This is a genomic window from Pseudomonas sp. MF08831 (genome assembly GCF_059862645.1).
Window position 1 is genome coordinate 63938 of the sequence record NZ_JCBCUX010000017.1, and the last position, 16467, is coordinate 80404.

Annotated in this window: 17 protein-coding genes; 8 read left to right on the forward strand and 9 right to left on the reverse strand. The window is 60.0% G+C overall.

Annotation, left to right across the window (positions count from 1 at the left end; genetic code table 11):
• Nucleotides 1-26 precede the first annotated feature (26 nt).
• Entirely contained in the window at nucleotides 27-338 is a 312-nt protein-coding gene (gene cspD, locus AC19YS_RS27555; RefSeq protein ID WP_119736261.1) for a cold shock domain-containing protein CspD, read from the reverse strand.
• Nucleotides 339-561: 223 nt separating this feature from the next.
• Here cspD and clpS point away from each other — a divergent pair, with 223 nt between their 5' ends.
• Both clpS and clpA read left to right on the forward strand, forming a co-directional pair.
• Complete coding sequence (gene clpS, locus AC19YS_RS27560) at nucleotides 562-930, forward strand: ATP-dependent Clp protease adapter ClpS (RefSeq protein ID WP_005789091.1); 369 nt, start codon at nucleotides 562-564, stop codon at nucleotides 928-930.
• Between the two features lie 29 nt (nucleotides 931-959).
• Nucleotides 960-3230: an ATP-dependent Clp protease ATP-binding subunit ClpA gene (gene clpA, locus AC19YS_RS27565; RefSeq protein ID WP_106579861.1), complete on the forward strand. Its 2271-nt coding sequence runs from the start codon at nucleotides 960-962 to the stop codon at nucleotides 3228-3230.
• A gap of 239 nt (nucleotides 3231-3469) precedes the next feature.
• On the opposite strand, the gene infA is transcribed toward clpA, so the two are convergent.
• The 3 genes from infA to aat form a co-directional block, all read right to left on the reverse strand.
• Nucleotides 3470-3688, reverse strand: coding sequence for a translation initiation factor IF-1 (infA, locus tag AC19YS_RS27570; protein WP_002553999.1), 219 nt, complete (start codon nucleotides 3686-3688; stop codon nucleotides 3470-3472).
• 100 nt (nucleotides 3689-3788) lie between these two features.
• Nucleotides 3789-4496, reverse strand: a complete 708-nt coding sequence (locus AC19YS_RS27575; RefSeq protein ID WP_106579860.1) for an arginyltransferase — start codon at nucleotides 4494-4496, stop codon at nucleotides 3789-3791.
• Nucleotides 4497-4552: 56 nt separating this feature from the next.
• Nucleotides 4553-5233: a leucyl/phenylalanyl-tRNA--protein transferase gene (gene aat, locus AC19YS_RS27580; RefSeq protein WP_119736259.1), complete on the reverse strand. Its 681-nt coding sequence runs from the start codon at nucleotides 5231-5233 to the stop codon at nucleotides 4553-4555.
• A gap of 498 nt (nucleotides 5234-5731) precedes the next feature.
• Here aat and AC19YS_RS27585 point away from each other — a divergent pair, with 498 nt between their 5' ends.
• The 6 genes from AC19YS_RS27585 to cysG are packed head-to-tail and all read left to right on the forward strand — an operon-like array spanning nucleotide 5732 to nucleotide 13233.
• Complete coding sequence (locus AC19YS_RS27585) at nucleotides 5732-8140, forward strand: DNA translocase FtsK (protein WP_106579858.1); 2409 nt, start codon at nucleotides 5732-5734, stop codon at nucleotides 8138-8140.
• 54 nt (nucleotides 8141-8194) lie between these two features.
• Nucleotides 8195-8818 carry an outer membrane lipoprotein periplasmic chaperone LolA gene (lolA, locus tag AC19YS_RS27590; RefSeq protein WP_106579857.1) on the forward strand — a complete coding sequence of 208 codons (624 nt, stop codon included), beginning with the start codon at nucleotides 8195-8197 and terminating at the stop codon, nucleotides 8816-8818.
• A 27-nt stretch (nucleotides 8819-8845) separates the two neighbouring features.
• A complete protein-coding gene (locus AC19YS_RS27595; protein ID WP_106579856.1) occupies nucleotides 8846-10168 on the forward strand; it encodes a replication-associated recombination protein A in 1323 nt (440 codons plus the stop codon).
• Nucleotides 10168-10542, forward strand: a complete 375-nt coding sequence (gene crcB, locus AC19YS_RS27600) for a fluoride efflux transporter CrcB (protein WP_034098661.1) — start codon at nucleotides 10168-10170, stop codon at nucleotides 10540-10542. Before AC19YS_RS27595 ends, crcB begins: the two co-directional genes overlap by 1 nt.
• Nucleotides 10543-10557: 15 nt before the next feature.
• Entirely contained in the window at nucleotides 10558-11838 is a 1281-nt protein-coding gene (gene serS, locus AC19YS_RS27605; protein ID WP_106579855.1) for a serine--tRNA ligase, read from the forward strand.
• Nucleotides 11839-13233 carry a siroheme synthase CysG gene (gene cysG, locus AC19YS_RS27610; RefSeq protein ID WP_119736257.1) on the forward strand — a complete coding sequence of 465 codons (1395 nt, stop codon included), beginning with the start codon at nucleotides 11839-11841 and terminating at the stop codon, nucleotides 13231-13233.
• A 190-nt stretch (nucleotides 13234-13423) separates the two neighbouring features.
• Here the strand turns inward: cysG and AC19YS_RS27615 are convergent, their stop codons facing one another.
• The 5 genes from AC19YS_RS27615 to tusC all read right to left on the reverse strand — a co-directional run bounded on the left by AC19YS_RS27615 (nucleotide 13424) and on the right by tusC (nucleotide 16466).
• Nucleotides 13424-14419: a glutathione S-transferase family protein gene (locus tag AC19YS_RS27615; RefSeq protein ID WP_106579853.1), complete on the reverse strand. Its 996-nt coding sequence runs from the start codon at nucleotides 14417-14419 to the stop codon at nucleotides 13424-13426.
• An 88-nt stretch (nucleotides 14420-14507) separates the two neighbouring features.
• Nucleotides 14508-15509 carry a glycosyl transferase family protein gene (locus tag AC19YS_RS27620; protein ID WP_500603097.1) on the reverse strand — a complete coding sequence of 334 codons (1002 nt, stop codon included), beginning with the start codon at nucleotides 15507-15509 and terminating at the stop codon, nucleotides 14508-14510.
• Nucleotides 15506-15841 (reverse strand): TusE/DsrC/DsvC family sulfur relay protein, encoded by a 336-nt coding sequence (locus AC19YS_RS27625; protein WP_106579851.1) that lies wholly within the window; start codon nucleotides 15839-15841, stop codon nucleotides 15506-15508. Before AC19YS_RS27625 ends, AC19YS_RS27620 begins: the two co-directional genes overlap by 4 nt.
• The gene (gene tusB, locus AC19YS_RS27630; RefSeq protein ID WP_106579850.1) at nucleotides 15838-16116 is read right to left on the reverse strand and encodes a sulfurtransferase complex subunit TusB; all 279 of its coding nucleotides are present in this window, start codon (nucleotides 16114-16116) and stop codon (nucleotides 15838-15840) included. Before tusB ends, AC19YS_RS27625 begins: the two co-directional genes overlap by 4 nt.
• Nucleotides 16116-16466: a sulfurtransferase complex subunit TusC gene (gene tusC / locus AC19YS_RS27635; RefSeq protein ID WP_106579849.1), complete on the reverse strand. Its 351-nt coding sequence runs from the start codon at nucleotides 16464-16466 to the stop codon at nucleotides 16116-16118. The genes tusB and tusC overlap by 1 nt, the downstream gene beginning before the upstream one ends.
• Nucleotide 16467: the final 1 nt, after the last annotated feature.

The window sequence follows — 16467 nt, forward strand, 5'->3', positions numbered from 1 at the left end:
TTTTGAGGCACTTGCTGAAAAACTGATCAGGCCGTTTGCTTCTTTTTCGATTGAGTGGGCTGATCTGTCTTGAGCTTCTTTTCGTGCATTTCTTCAGGTGGCAGCGCCTCTGTTTGCGCCTCAGCCGCCGAGATTGCAACGGCGTGCAGTCCCTTGGGCCCCTGAATAGTTTCAAATGTCACTGCTTGGCCCGCTTTCAGCGTCTTGTACCCGTCCATGGTAATCGCTGAATAATGCGCAAAGAGATCTTCTTCGGGTTTTCCTTCTGCATTTATGAAACCGTAGCCTTTGGCATTGTTAAACCATTTGACCTTGCCATTGATCTTGACGCCAGACATACCATATCCCTCTGCACCAGACTCCATCACTGGAGTATCATCCAGTTTATCCGTCCTAACCCGAATAAATAAGGTTGACTGCGCGGACCTTTTTTACCCACTGTGGGCTCTATTGGTTGTAACACTGATTCGCCGATAGTCAAGGCGACCATTGGGTCAGAGTTGAAATTCTGACAGGTCGCCCCCATCACTGTACTTGAACCACTGACGAACCTTTCTTTCCATGCATGCAAACAGCCAGATTCGACTAACATTCAATCAGGATCGCCCGGATCAGGAACATGACGACGACGGTTCTGCGGGCATTGCTGTTCAGGAAGCGAAGCCTGCCTTACAGGCGCCGCCGATGTACAAGGTGGTTTTGTTCAATGATGACTACACACCGATGGATTTCGTGGTCGAAGTACTCGAGGTGTTTTTTAACCTGAACCGCGAGTTGGCGACCAAGGTAATGCTGGCCGTTCACACAGAAGGACGGGCAGTATGTGGAGTGTTTACCCGCGACATCGCCGAGACAAAGGCCATGCAGGTCAACCAGTACGCCAGGGAAAGCCAGCATCCGCTACTCTGTGAAATCGAGAAGGACGGTTAACGCCGACCACTTGGGTATGAGGTGAAGCTATGTTAAACCGCGAGCTCGAAGTCACCCTCAATCTTGCCTTCAAGGAGGCCCGTTCGAAGCGTCATGAGTTCATGACCGTCGAGCACCTGCTGCTGGCACTTTTGGATAACGAAGCTGCCGCCACCGTTCTACGTGCGTGCGGCGCCAACCTCGACAAACTCAAGCATGACCTGCAGGAGTTTATCGACTCCACTACGCCACTGATCCCCGTGCATGACGAGGACCGCGAAACCCAGCCAACCCTGGGCTTCCAGCGGGTCTTGCAGCGTGCGGTATTCCACGTCCAGAGCTCCGGCAAGCGTGAAGTCACGGGCGCCAATGTGCTTGTGGCTATCTTTAGCGAACAGGAAAGCCAGGCAGTGTTTCTGCTCAAGCAGCAGAGCGTTGCGCGTATTGATGTCGTCAACTACATCGCCCACGGTATCTCCAAAGTGCCAGGGCACGGCGATCATTCCGAGGGTGAGCAGGATATGCAGGACGACGAGGGCGGTGAGTCTTCTTCTTCAAGCAACCCGCTGGATGCCTATGCCAGCAACCTCAACGAGTTGGCGCGCCAGGGGCGGATCGACCCGCTGGTGGGTCGCGAGCTTGAAGTTGAGCGCGTAGCGCAGATCCTCGCGCGTCGTCGCAAAAACAACCCATTGCTGGTGGGCGAGGCGGGCGTGGGTAAAACCGCGATTGCTGAAGGCCTGGCCAAGCGAATTGTCGATAACCAGGTGCCTGACCTGCTGGCCAACAGTGTCGTCTACTCCCTTGACCTGGGCGCGTTGCTCGCCGGGACCAAGTACCGTGGCGACTTCGAGAAGCGCTTCAAGGCGCTGCTCGGTGAGCTGAAAAAGCGCCCGCAAGCCATCCTGTTCATCGATGAGATCCACACCATCATTGGTGCCGGTGCGGCTTCCGGTGGAGTGATGGACGCCTCTAACCTGCTCAAACCGTTGCTGTCGTCGGGTGATATCCGTTGCATCGGTTCGACCACGTTCCAGGAATTTCGCGGGATCTTCGAGAAAGACCGTGCCTTGGCGCGTCGCTTCCAGAAAGTCGACGTGTCCGAGCCTTCGGTTGAAGACACTATCGGCATCCTGCGCGGGCTCAAGGGGCGTTTCGAAGCGCACCATGGCATCGAGTACACCGATGAGGCGCTGCGCGCAGCGGCTGAACTGGCGTCGCGCTACATCAATGACCGGCATATGCCGGATAAAGCCATCGACGTGATCGACGAAGCGGGTGCCTACCAGCGCCTGCAACCTGTCGAGAAGCGCGTGAAGCGCATCGACGTGCCTCAGGTTGAGGACATCGTGGCGAAGATCGCGCGGATTCCGCCAAAACACGTCACCAGCTCCGACAAAGAACTGCTGCGTAACCTGGAACGTGACCTCAAGCTCACCGTATTCGGCCAGGACGCGGCCATCGACTCGCTGTCTACCGCGATCAAGCTGTCGCGTGCGGGCCTCAAGTCGCCGGACAAGCCGGTCGGTTCGTTCCTGTTCGCAGGCCCTACCGGCGTCGGCAAGACCGAGGCGGCGCGGCAGTTGGCCAAGGCCATGGGCATTGAGTTGGTGCGCTTTGACATGTCCGAATACATGGAGCGCCACACGGTGTCGCGCTTGATCGGTGCGCCTCCGGGCTACGTCGGTTTCGACCAGGGCGGTCTGTTGACCGAGGCGATCACCAAGCAGCCGCATTGTGTGTTGCTGCTCGATGAAATCGAGAAGGCCCACCCGGAAGTCTTCAACCTGCTGCTGCAGGTTATGGATCACGGGACCCTGACTGATAACAACGGGCGCAAGGCAGACTTCCGCAACGTGATCGTGATCATGACCACCAACGCCGGTGCTGAAACCGCCGCGCGGGCTTCGATCGGCTTTACGCATCAGGATCACTCCTCTGATGCGATGGAAGTGATCAAGAAAAGCTTCACGCCGGAGTTCCGCAACCGCCTGGACACCATTATCCAGTTTGGTCGCCTCAGCCATGAGGTCATCAAAAGCGTGGTGGACAAGTTCCTTACCGAGCTTCAAGCACAGTTGGAAGACAAGCGCGTGCAGCTGGATGTAACGGACGCGGCACGCAATTGGCTGGCGGAGGGTGGTTACGACGCGGCAATGGGCGCTCGCCCAATGGCACGTCTGATCCAGGACAAGATCAAGCGGCCACTGGCCGAAGAGATCCTGTTCGGCGAGCTTTCCGACCATGGTGGCGTGGTGCATATCGATCTGAAGGACGGCGAGCTGACCTTCGATTTCGAAACCACGGCCGAAATGGCCTGATATCGCTGATCGCAACAAAGCAAAAAGGCGCCCAAGGGCGCCTTTTTGCTGTCTGTCTCAAACGCTGAGGATCAATTGTGGGGGCTGGCTCGCCTGCGATCAGATAGATCAGTCAGCGACGTGCTCACTGTGATTACGCTATCGGCGGTAAGCCAACTCCCTTATTAATCTCGCGCGTCTGGATAGACAGCGCACACACAAAAACGCCCGGCAGAACCGGGCGTTTTGTATTGACTTGATTAACGGGCGCGGTAAGTGATGCGCCCTTTGCTCAAGTCATAGGGCGTCAGCTCAACGCGCACTTTGTCACCGGTAAGAATACGAATGTAGTTCTTGCGCATCTTGCCGGAGATATGCGCGGTTACGACGTGCCCATTTTCCAACTCCACACGAAACATGGTGTTGGGCAGGGTGTCGACGACAGTGCCTTCCATTTCGAAGCTGTCTTCTTTCGACATGCAGTAAAGCCCTCGGTATCCAGTGAATGGCCCGGTGCAACTGCGCCAGGCAAAAGCGGCGTGCATTGTGCCCGAAAAAGGGTGTTTAAGCCAAGGGGTTCTAGTTAAGCGTGACCCATCTTTGATTAATAAGTAGCTCAATGGGCCGATATTGGGTCTTGTAGTTCATCTTTTTGCAGTTTTTTATCCAGTAACCGAGGTACACCGCCTCCAGTTCCAGACGCAAGGCTTCGCCGATTTGCCACAAAATTGCAAAGCGTCCCAAGCTGCGACGTTCTTCGCCTGGCTCGTAGAACGTATACACCGCCGACAGGCCGTTAGGCAGCAGATCGGTCACGGCCACCGCGAGCAGGCGTCCGTCCAGGCGAAACTCATAGAACCGAGAAAACGGCAGGTCGCGCACCAGGAACGTCGAAAACTGATCGCGACTGGGTGGGAACATGTCGCCGTCGGCATGGCGTTGTTCGATGTAGCGCTGGTAGAGGTCGAAATATTCTTCGCTGTACTGAGGCTTGGTGGCAGTCACCGTCAGGTCGGCATTGCGCTTGAGGATGCGTTTCTGGTTACGGTCCGGCAAAAACTGCGCAGCCGGGATGCGTGCCGGTACGCAAGCATTGCAGTTCTGGCAATGGGGGCGGTACAGGTGATCGCCGCTGCGCCGAAAACCCATCTCTGACAGGTCGGCGTATACGTGCACGTCCATTGGCTGGCTGGGGTCGAGGAACAGCGTGGTGGCCTGCTCGTCGGGCAGATAGCTGCAAGAGTGGGCTTGAGTGGCATAAAACTTCAAGCGCGCCAGCTCGGTCATGATCAACCCTCGGGATAAGCTTTGAAATAAGTGTAAGCCACGTGTGAGGAAGTCGCCTAGGAAACCCACGGTCCAGAGCTGGGTTGGTCCAAATGGTTGCGCAGGAAGGCCGCGAAATCACTGCGCGGTATGGCGCGCGCGCCAAGGCTGTGCAAGTGGTCATTGGGCATCTGGCAGTCGATCAGCACAAAACCCCAGGCCTGCAGCTGCCGGGTCAAGGTGGCGAAACCGAATTTCGACGCGTTGTCGGCACGGCTGAACATGGATTCGCCAAAGAACAGTTGGCCCATCGCCAGCCCATACAGACCGCCAACCAGTTCGCCACCATCCCACACTTCCACCGAGTGTGCGTAGCCGCGCTGGTGCAGCTCCAGGTAGGCGTTCTGGATGCCCTCGGTGATCCAGGTGCCATCGGCGTAGCTGCGCGGTGCGGCGCACGCCTGGATGACGGCAGCGAAGTCCTGATCGAACGTCACGCTGTAACGCTGTTGACGCAGCAGTTTGCCGAGGCTGCGCGAGACATGCAGTTCGTCGGGGAATATCACGGTGCGCGGGTCGGGTGACCACCAAAGAATCGGTTGGCCTTGCGAGAACCATGGAAAGCAGCCATGCCGGTAAGCCTGGATCAGGCGTTCGGCCGACAGGTCGCCACCGGCGGCAAGCAGGCCATTGGGTTCGCGCATGGCCTTGGCCAGCGGCGGAAAAGTCAGGGAGTCGCGTTGTAACCAGGTCAGCATGGCATCCAGGCTTACGGAAGGGGAGGGGAGTGGCAGGCGGGTCGCCGGCCGCAGCAACGGTGATTATTGTCGACACAGCGCTGTGGGGCCAGCCCGAATCGGGTATCGGCGAGGATTAGCGTGAGCGCGTGTTTCTGCAACTCTGTGCCCGAGTCGCGGTCGTAATCGGGTCCAGACAATGCAGGCCATTTGCCAAGCTTGCCTGGATTGCTAAAAACAGCTCATAAGCCTTTGTCAGCAAAGACAATGCATGCTCAAATTGAACATGCTGTGACGCTTCATTTGTCTATGCTGCTCAGTGATGGGCAAGGGCGTGGCATCGCGGGCGCAAACCCGTACAATGCGGCCATTGTGGCGTTATCGCCATTTCACCCTTTCATCACCCAGTGTTAAAAGTAGATTCAGCGACGTTCGTTCATTTTTCAGCCGCTCGGATTGAGCGGTAGTGTGCAGTCATTCAACAGATGGACGCGCTAAAGGCGCAGGAAAAGACCCGTTTTGAAGAAATCCGCCGCAACACCTAAAGCAGCAGTCGTGCCGGCCTGGCGCCAGCACCTGCACTACCGACTCAAGGAAGGGGCGCTGATCGCCATCGGCGCCCTGTGCCTGTTCCTGATGATGGCCTTGCTGACCTATGGCAAGGACGATCCAGGCTGGAGCCACAACAGCAAGATCGAAGACGTGCAGAACTTCGGTGGACCTGCCGGTTCCTACAGTGCCGACATTCTGTTCATGGTGCTGGGTTACTTTGCGTACATCTTCCCGTTGTTGCTGGCGATCAAGACCTGGCAGATCTTCCGCCAGCGCCACGAGCCGTGGCAGTGGAGCGGCTGGCTGTTCTCCTGGCGTTTGATCGGCCTGGTGTTTCTGGTGCTGTCCGGTGCGGCCCTGGCGCACATCCACTTTCATGCGCCCACCGGTTTGCCGGCGGGCGCGGGCGGTGCGCTGGGCGAGAGCCTTGGCGACCTGGCGCGCAAGAGCCTGAATATCCAGGGCAGCACCTTGATGTTCATCGCGCTGTTCCTGTTCGGCCTGACGGTGTTCACCGACCTGTCGTGGTTCAAGGTGATGGACGTCACCGGCAAGATCACCCTCGACCTGCTCGAATTGTTCCAGGGTGCGGCCAACCGCTGGTGGTCGGCGCGCGTTGATCGCAAACGCATGGTTGCGCAGCTGCGCGAGGTGGACACCCGCGTCAACGAAGTGGTGGCCCCAAGCACACCGGACCGACGCGAACAGGCCAAGGTCAAGGAGCGCCTGATCGAGCGCGAGCAGGCCCTGAGCAAGCACATGTCGGACCGCGAGAAGCAGGTGCCGCCGGTGATCGCCCCAGCGCCGCCCAAGGCTCCCGAGCCGAGCCATCGCGTACAGAAAGAGAAACAGGCGCCGTTGTTTATCGACAGCGCCGTGGAAGGCACCTTGCCGCCGATCTCGATTCTCGACCCGGCCGAAAAGAAACAACTCAATTATTCCCCGGAGTCCCTGGCGGCCGTCGGCCATCTGCTGGAAATCAAACTCAAGGAGTTCGGCGTCGAAGTTTCCGTCGACTCGATCCACCCGGGCCCGGTTATTACCCGTTACGAAATCCAGCCCGCCGCCGGCGTCAAGGTCAGCCGCATTTCCAACCTGGCCAAAGACTTGGCCCGCTCCCTGGCGGTGACCAGCGTGCGTGTGGTGGAAGTGATCCCCGGCAAGACCACCGTGGGCATCGAGATTCCCAATGAAGACCGGCAGATCGTGCGCTTCTCCGAAGTGCTGTCGACGCCGGAATACGACAACTTCAAATCGCCGGTCACCTTGGCCCTGGGCCATGACATCGGCGGCAAGCCGGTGATCACCGACCTGGCGAAAATGCCGCACCTGCTGGTGGCCGGTACCACCGGTTCCGGTAAATCGGTGGGCGTGAACGCGATGATCCTGTCGATCCTGTTCAAATCTGGCCCGGATGACGCCAAGCTGATCATGATCGACCCGAAGATGTTGGAATTGTCGATCTACGAAGGCATTCCGCACCTGCTCTGCCCGGTGGTCACCGATATGAAGGACGCCGCCAACGCCTTGCGCTGGAGCGTGGCCGAGATGGAGCGCCGCTACAAACTGATGGCGAAGATGGGCGTACGAAACCTGTCGGGCTTCAACGCCAAGGTCAAGGAAGCCCAGGACGCCGGCACGCCGCTGACCGACCCACTGTACAAGCGCGAAAATATCCACGACGAAGCGCCGCTGCTGACCAAGCTGCCGACCATCGTGGTCGTGGTCGACGAATTTGCCGACATGATGATGATCGTCGGCAAGAAGGTTGAAGAGCTGATCGCACGTATCGCTCAGAAAGCCCGGGCGGCCGGTATTCACTTGATCCTGGCGACCCAGCGGCCATCGGTGGACGTGATCACGGGTCTGATCAAGGCCAACATCCCGACGCGCATGGCGTTTCAGGTTTCCAGCAAGATCGACTCGCGCACCATCATCGACCAGGGCGGCGCCGAGCAACTGCTGGGTCACGGTGACATGCTCTACATGCCGCCCGGCACCAGCCTGCCGATTCGGGTTCACGGCGCGTTCGTTTCCGACGACGAAGTACACCGTGTGGTGGAAGCCTGGAAACTGCGCGGCGCGCCGGAATACAACGACGACATCCTCGCCGGTGTCGAAGAGGCCGGCAGCGGCTTCGACGGTGGCAGCAGCGGTGGTGACGACGACGCCGAAACCGACGCGCTGTACGACGAAGCCGTGGCGTTCGTGCTTGAAAGCCGCCGTGCCTCGATCTCTGCGGTGCAGCGCAAACTGAAAATCGGCTACAACCGCGCCGCCCGCATGATCGAAGCCATGGAAAACGCTGGCGTCGTGACCGCAATGAACACCAACGGCTCGCGCGAAGTCATCGCCCCCGGGCAGATGCGCGACTGATCTCGTGCCGTGTGGTAGCACGCGGCTCGCCTTAACGACTCAATGAGGACTCCCATGCGTCTTATCCGCATGCTGTTGTTGCCGGCCCTGGCCCTGACTGCTGTTTCGGCCCACGCTGATCCGGCCTCCGTGGCCAGCCTGACCAACCTGTTGGACAAATCCAAGACCCTGACGGCGCGCTTCTCCCAGCTGACCCTGGATGGTGGCGGCACCCAGTTGCAGGAAACCGCCGGTGAAATGGCCGTACAGCGCCCGGGCCTGTTCTACTGGAAAACCGACGCGCCGAACGAGCAGACCATCGTCTCCGACGGCCAGAAAGTCACCTTGTGGGACCCGGACCTGGAGCAGGCGACCATCAAAAAGCTCGACCCGCGTTTGAACCAGACCCCGGCGCTGCTGCTGTCGGGCGATGTGTCGAAAATCAGCGACAGTTTTGATATCACCTCCAAGCAAACCAGCAACGTAATTGAGTTCACCCTCAAGCCCAAGTCCAAGGACACGCTGTTTGACAGCCTGCAACTGTCGTTTGGCAATGGCGTGATCAACAACATGCGCCTGATCGACAGCGTTGGTCAGCGCACCGATATCCTGTTCTCCGCGGTCAAGGCCAACGGCGTCGTGGATGCTTCCAAGTTCAAGTTCGTCATCCCCAAGGGTGCCGACGTGATCCAGGAATAAACTGTTTAGAGGTTTCAAGCGCTGCCCATGGATTTGTTTCGAAGTGACCCGATTGCTCAACCCTTGGCCGCGCGTTTGCGTTCGACCAACCTGGACGAGTACGTCGGGCAAGAACACCTGCTCGCTCGCGGCAAGCCATTGCGCGAAGCCCTGGAGCAGGGTGCGCTGCACTCGATGATTTTCTGGGGGCCGCCAGGCGTGGGTAAAACCACCCTGGCGCGCTTGCTGGCGAAGGTCTCGGATGCGCACTTCGAAACGGTTTCGGCGGTGTTGGCCGGGGTCAAGGAGATCCGTCAGGCGGTTGAGGTGGCCAAGCAGCAGGCCGGGCAATACGGCAAGCGCACCATCCTGTTCGTTGATGAGGTGCACCGCTTCAACAAGTCGCAGCAGGATGCGTTTTTGCCGTATGTCGAAGACGGCACACTGATTTTTATCGGCGCCACCACCGAAAACCCGTCGTTTGAACTCAACAACGCATTGCTGTCGCGGGCGCGGGTCTATGTGCTCAAGAGCCTGGACGAAGCCGCGATGCGCAAGCTGTTGCAGCGTGCATTGAGCGAAGACAAGGGCTTGGGCAAACGCCAGCTCAGCCTCAGCGACGAAGGCTTCAAGATTTTGATGAGCGCCGCCGATGGCGACGGTCGGCGCTTTCTCAACCTGCTGGAGAACGCGTCGGATCTGGCCGAAGACCACAGCGAGATCGGCGTCGACCTCCTGCAGAGCCTGCTGGGCGACACTCGCCGGCGCTTTGACAAGGGGGGCGAAGCCTTCTACGACCAGATCTCGGCGCTGCACAAATCCGTACGCGGCTCCAACCCCGACGGCGCGCTGTATTGGTTTGCGCGCATGATCGACGGCGGCTGCGACCCGCTGTACCTGGCGCGCCGTGTGGTGCGCATGGCCAGCGAAGACATCGGCAATGCCGACCCGCGCGCGCTGAGCCTGTGCCTCGCCGCCTGGGAAGTGCAGGAGCGCCTCGGCAGCCCGGAAGGCGAGTTGGCGGTGGCGCAGGCCATCACTTACTTGGCCTGCGCTCCCAAGAGCAACGCCGTTTACATGGGCTTCAAGTCGGCCCTGCGCGCTGCGGCCGAACACGGCTCGCTGGAAGTGCCGTTGCACCTGCGCAACGCCCCGACCAAGCTGATGAAACAACTGGGCTACGGTGACGAATACCGCTATGCCCATGATGAGCCGGACGCCTACGCCGCCGGTGAAGACTATTTTCCCGATGAGCTTGAGCCGCAGCCGTTCTACCAGCCGGTGCCCCGTGGGCTGGAGCTGAAGATTGGTGAAAAGCTCAATCACCTCGCCCAACTCGATCGCCTCAGCCCCAAACAGCGGAGAAAGTAGTGCTCAAGACCATTCTTGCCGTGTCCGTAGCCGGCATCGCTGGTACATTATTGCGTTTCGCCACCGGTACGTGGGTGAGCGCCAACTGGCCCAAGCATTTTTATGCGGCGACCCTGGCGGTCAACCTGGTGGGCTGCTTGATCATCGGGCTGTTGTACGGCTGGTTCCTGTTGCGCCCGGAAGTGCCGATTGAGATTCGCGCCGGCTTGATTGTCGGCTTTGTAGGCGGTCTGACGACCTTTTCATCCTTTTCACTGGATACGCTGCGCCTGCTGGAAAGCGGGCAAGCCCTGGTCGCCTTCGGCTACTTGGGCATCAGCGTGTTCGGCGGGCTGCTCGCCACCTGGGCTGGCCTGTCCTTGACCAAACTTTGATAACGAGAGACCGACATGCTCGATTCCAAACTGTTACGTAGCAACCTTCAGGACGTAGCGGACCGCCTGGCATCCCGTGGCTTTGCCTTGGATGTTGCGCGCATCGAAGCGCTGGAAGAACAGCGCAAGACCGTCCAGACCCGCACCGAAGCACTGCAGGCTGAACGCAATGCGCGCTCCAAATCCATCGGTCAGGCCAAGCAGCGCGGTGAAGACATCGCGCCGCTGATGGCGGACGTCGAGCGTATGGGCACCGAGCTGTCCGACGGCAAAGTCGAGCTGGAAGGCATTCAGAGCGAGCTGGACTCGATCCTGCTGGGCATCCCCAACCTGCCGCACGAATCCGTGCCGATTGGCGAAGACGAAGACGGCAACGTCGAGGTGCGCCGCTGGGGCACGCCTAAGGCCTTTGATTTCGAGATCAAGGACCACGTTGCGCTTGGTGAGCTGACCGGTGGCCTGGATTTTGAAACCGCCGCCAAAATGTCCGGCGCACGCTTTGCCTTGCTGCGCGGCCCGATCGCGCGCATGCACCGTGCCCTGGCGCAATTCATGATCAACCTGCACACCGGCGAGCACGGCTACGAAGAAGCCTACACCCCGTACCTGGTGCAGGCGCCGGCGCTGATGGGCACCAGCCAGCTGCCGAAGTTCGAAGAAGACCTGTTCAAGATCAGCCGCGACGGCGAAGCCGACCTGTACCTGATCCCGACGGCCGAAGTGTCGCTGACCAATATCGTCGCGGGCGAAATCCTCGATGCCAAGCAGCTGCCGATCAAGTTCGTGGCCCACAGCCCGTGCTTTCGCAGTGAAGCCGGCGCTTCGGGGCGTGACACGCGCGGCATGATTCGCCAGCACCAGTTCGACAAAGTCGAGATGGTGCAAGTGGTCGAGCCGTCGACCTCGATGGAAGCCCTGGAAGGCCTGACCGCCAATGCCGAACGCGTGCTGCAACTGCTGGAGCTGCCGTACCGCGTCTTGGCGCTGTGCACTGGCGACATGGGTTTCAGTGCCGTGAAGACCTACGACCTCGAAGTGTGGGTACCGAGCCAGGACAAATACCGCGAGATTTCGTCGTGCTCCAACTGCGGTGATTTCCAGGCCCGTCGCATGCAGGCGCGTTTCCGCAACCCGGAAACCGGCAAGCCGGAGCTGGTACACACCCTCAACGGTTCGGGCCTGGCCGTAGGCCGTACGCTCGTAGCCGTGCTGGAAAACTATCAGCAGGCCGACGGTTCCATCCGCGTGCCGGAAGTGCTCAAGCCGTACATGGGCGGCGTTGAGGTCATCGGCTAAATGGAATTTCTGCCGCTGTTTCATAACCTGCGCGGCAGTCGTGTGTTGGTCGTCGGTGGTGGGGAGATTGCCTTGCGCAAATCCCGACTGCTGGCCGACGCCGGTGCGTTGCTGCGGGTGGTTGCTCCCCAGATCGAAGACCAGTTGCGTGAACTGGTGCTGGGCAGTGGCGGGGAACTGATTTTGCGCGGTTATCAGGAGCCCGACCTCGACGGTTGCACCCTGATCATCGCCGCGACCGATGACGAACCACTGAACGCGCAAGTGTCCAGTGATGCCAAGCGTCGCTGCGTGCCGGTCAACGTGGTGGACGCGCCAGCCCTGTGCAGCGTGATCTTTCCGGCGATTGTCGACCGTTCGCCCTTGGTGATTGCAGTGTCCAGTGGCGGCGATGCGCCGGTACTGGCGCGCTTGATCCGCGCCAAGCTGGAGACCTGGATTCCGTCCACCTATGGCCAATTGGCCGGGCTGGCGGCGCGTTTTCGTGCTCAGGTCAAAGGTTTGTATCCGGATGTGCAGCAGCGTCGCGCGTTCTGGGAAGAAGTTTTCCAGGGCCCGATTGCCGACCGCCAGTTGGCCGGGCAGGGCGATGAGGCTGAGCGCCTGCTGATCGAAAAGGTCAACGGGAAACCACCACATGCGCCGGGCGAAGTTTACTTGGTGGGCGCAGGCCCGGGTGATCCGGACCTGCTGACCTTCCGCGCCTTGCGTCTGATGCAGCAAGCCGACGTGGTGCTGTACGACCGCTTGGTGGCGCCGGCCATTCTCGAACTGTGCCGTCGCGATGCCGAACGGGTTTACGTGGGCAAACGTCGCGCCGATCATGCTGTGCCGCAGGACCAGATCAACCAGCAATTGGTGGACCTGGCCAAGCAAGGCAAGCGTGTACTGCGCCTCAAGGGTGGCGATCCGTTCATCTTTGGCCGTGGTGGCGAAGAGATCGAAGAGTTGGCGGCCCATGGCATTCCGTTTCAGGTGGTGCCGGGTATCACGGCGGCCAGTGGTTGCGCGGCGTATGCCGGAATTCCGCTGACCCATCGCGACTATGCGCAGTCGGTGCGGTTTATCACCGGGCATTTGAAAAACGGCACCTCGGACCTGCCTTGGCATGACCTCGTTGGCCCGTCGCAGACCTTGGTGTTTTACATGGGCTTGATCGGCTTGCCGATTATCTGTGAACAGCTGATCAAGCATGGTCGCTCGGCGGATACGCCGGCGGCGTTGATCCAGCAGGGCACCACCTCCAACCAGCGTGTCTTCACCGGCACCCTGGCGGATTTGCCGCGCATGGTGGCGGAGCATGAAGTGCATGCGCCAACACTCGTCATCGTCGGTGAAGTGGTGGTATTGCGCGAAAAGCTGAAGTGGTTCGAAGGCGCACAATCCCAGGTGTGACACCGCCCTTGAGTGCGTGATTTGAGTGTGGCGAGCGGGCTTGCCCCGCGTTGGGCTGCGCAGCAGCCCTAAAGCCAGACACCGCGGTTTGCCTGGCAGAACGCGGTGTTTTTACTGGGGCTGCTGCGCAGCCCCACGCGGGGCAAGCCCGCTCGCCACGAAAGCCCAATCGCTACCGGAAGAGGGGTTGTCAGTTCCAGACGGCCTTACCGCTCAGCCGCTCGCGATCATGGCCAGCATCAAAATTGTGCAACGGCCCTTTCGGCACAATCCCCGTCGGATTGATGGTCCGGTGGCTCGCGTAGTAATGCCCCTTGATATGCGCAAAATCCACCGTCTCGGCCACGCCTGGCCACTGATACATCTCCCTTAGCCAGTTCGACAAATTCGGATAATCGGCAATCCGCCGCAGGTTGCATTTGAAGTGGCTGTAATACACCGCATCAAAGCGAATCAGCGTGGTGAACAGCCGCACGTCGGCTTCGGTCAGGTATTCGCCGGCCAGATAGCGGTGCTTACCCAAGTGCTGCTCCAGGTGGTCCAGCTCGGCAAACACATCGTCAAACGCGCTTTCATAAGCCTTTTGCGAGGTGGCGAAGCCTGCGCGGTACACGCCGTTGTTCACCGCGGGGTAGATGCGCTCGTTCAGCGCGTCAATCGCCTCGCGAAGCTCCTCGGGGTAGAAGTCCAGCGTGTTGCCGGTCAGGTGGTTGAACGCGCTGTTGAACATGCGGATGATCTCCGCCGATTCATTACTGACGATGCGCTTGAGCGTCTTGTCCCACAGCACCGGCACGGTCACGCGGCCAGTGTAGTCGGCGGTGTCGGCGGTATAGCGCTGATGCATGTAGGCAAAATCATCGAGCTTGTCGCCGGTAGAGCCGTGGGCCTTGTCGAAGGTCCAGCCGTTTTCCAGCATCAACCAACTGACCACGGACACCTCGATCAAGCTTTCCAGGCCCTTGAGCTTGCGCAGGATCAGGGTGCGATGCGCCCAGGGGCAGGCGAGGGACACATACAGGTGGTAGCGACCGGCTTCGGCCTTGAAGCCACCTTCGCCACTCGGGCCGGGCTCACCGTCGGCGGTCACCCAATTGCGGCGCTGTGCCTGCTCGCGCTGGAAAGCGCCGTCTGCGCTACTTTCGTACCACTGGTCTTTCCAGTGTCCTTCGATCAGCAAACCCATGACTGGCTCCTTGGCTAATAAGCGTTGGAGGCCAGTCTAAAGGGATGAGTTCGAACTAAAAGCGCAAAGACTGCGGGGCAATGATCGATTAAATCGATTTGTCCCGCGCATCCCAGTATTGCTGGGCCAATGCGAACGCCTGCTCTCGCGGATGGCCGATGCCGCGTAAGGCCAGGGCCATGGTCGCGATCAGCGCCAGTTGCGGGTAACTGTCTTGAGCGTCACCACGCCACACGGCTTTCAAGTGTTCAGGTTCCAGGCTGGCAGGTTTGACGTGGCGTTGGGCGGAGAGGGCGGGCCATTCTTCATCCCAGCTTTGGCCGCCAGTGGTGCCATACAGGTGACTGATTGTGTCCGGGTTGATCTCGACTTCGCCGCCATCGCCCTTGACCACGATCACATTGTCGCCAAGCAGGCCGCTGGCATCGCGGTGTACGCCCTGGTAACCGGGATGGAAAATGCTTTGCAGGCCGCAGCGCGCATTCAGCGGGTTGAGCAGGCGCGCCAGCGAGTGGATCGGCGAGCGCAGGCCCAGGGTGTTGCGCAGGTCAATCATGCGTTGCAGTTGTGGTGCCCAGTCGCCCAGGGGAATAAACGCCAGGTTGCCGTGTTCGAACGCCGTTTCGACCTGCTGCCAGTTGCGGCACAACGGGATCTGTAAACCGTCCAGCAATTGCTCGGTGTACAACCGGCCGGCGGTGTGCGCACCGCCGCCGTGCATGAGGATGCGCACTCCGTTTTGCGCCAGGCACTTGGCCGCCAGCAAATACCACGGCAGATGGCGTTTTTTACCGGCGTAGGTTGGCCAGTCGACATCCACCTTCAGCGCCGGCGCGTTCAGGCGTTCGCGCACGGCTTGGGTGAAACCTGCGAGCTCTTCCGGGCTTTCTTCCTTGTGGCGCAGCAACATCAGGAAGGCGCCGAGCTGGGTGTCCTCGACCTTTTCGTCGAGCAGCATGCCCATGGCTTCACGGGCTTCCTCACGGGTGAGGTTGCGCGCGCCGCGCTTGCCTTTGCTCAGGATGCGTACGAACTGCGCAAACGGGTGCTCGGCAGGGGTTTCAAAGGTCAGCGGGGCAAAGTCGGTCATAAGCAATTCGTCGGCCTGGGCAGGCCCGCCAACTTGGCGGCGAGTTTGGCGGGAGTGCCGTTGAACAGTGTGTTGAGGTGCAGGCTGTTGCCCTTTTCCGGTCCCAGCTTCAAGGCGGTGTACTTGATCAGTGGGCGCGTGGCAGGGGACAGCTGGAACTCTTCATAGAACCCGCGCAGCAGTTCGAGGATCTCCCAATGGGCGGCGGTCAATTCCAGGGGCTCCGCGGCGGCCAGCGCGTTGGCGACCTCTGCAGACCAGTCATTGAGGTCGACGAGGTAGCCGTCCTTGTCCAATTCGAGGGTGCGTCCGCCTACGGTCAAGGTGTTCATAGCCAGCTGTTGACCTTGTCGTAGTCGATGGACAGCTGCACGAAACCCGGGTAGTCCACGCTGTCGGCCCAGTCCGGTAGCGGCAGATTGCGCGCCAGCATGTCTTCAGCCAGTACAAAAACCTTCACGCCCCTGGTTTGCAGCGCCGCGTTGTGCAGGCCGTAGGCGCCGTCGCCGCACAGCAGAATCGCGTCCGCACTGCCGCATACGCGCAGGCAACTGGCGAGGCGGCTATCGGTAAACGGTGAGTGAGACACCACATGTAAAGTCGACATCAGAGGGTAATCACCTGGTCGTAACGGTCAATCAATTTGCCAATAGCATCGTTGCCAAGTGCCTGGGCGCTGGCAGGGGCTGTGAGCCCGCGTTCGGCCAGGCTGTGGCCGCAGGCGAACACGTCATCAATGCCAAACAGGCCCAACGCTTGCAGGTTGGCGCTCAGGTCTTTTTGCTGCACGGCTTTGGCGTTTTGCTGCGGCGCCAGTTGAAACACGCCGTCGTCCATAAACAGCAGGCCGATCGGTAAGTCGAACGCACCGCCGGCCAGCACAATATCCAGGGCTTCGCGCGCGCTTGGCCCGGACCACGGCGCCTGGCGGCTGATGACCAATAAGGATTTGGACATG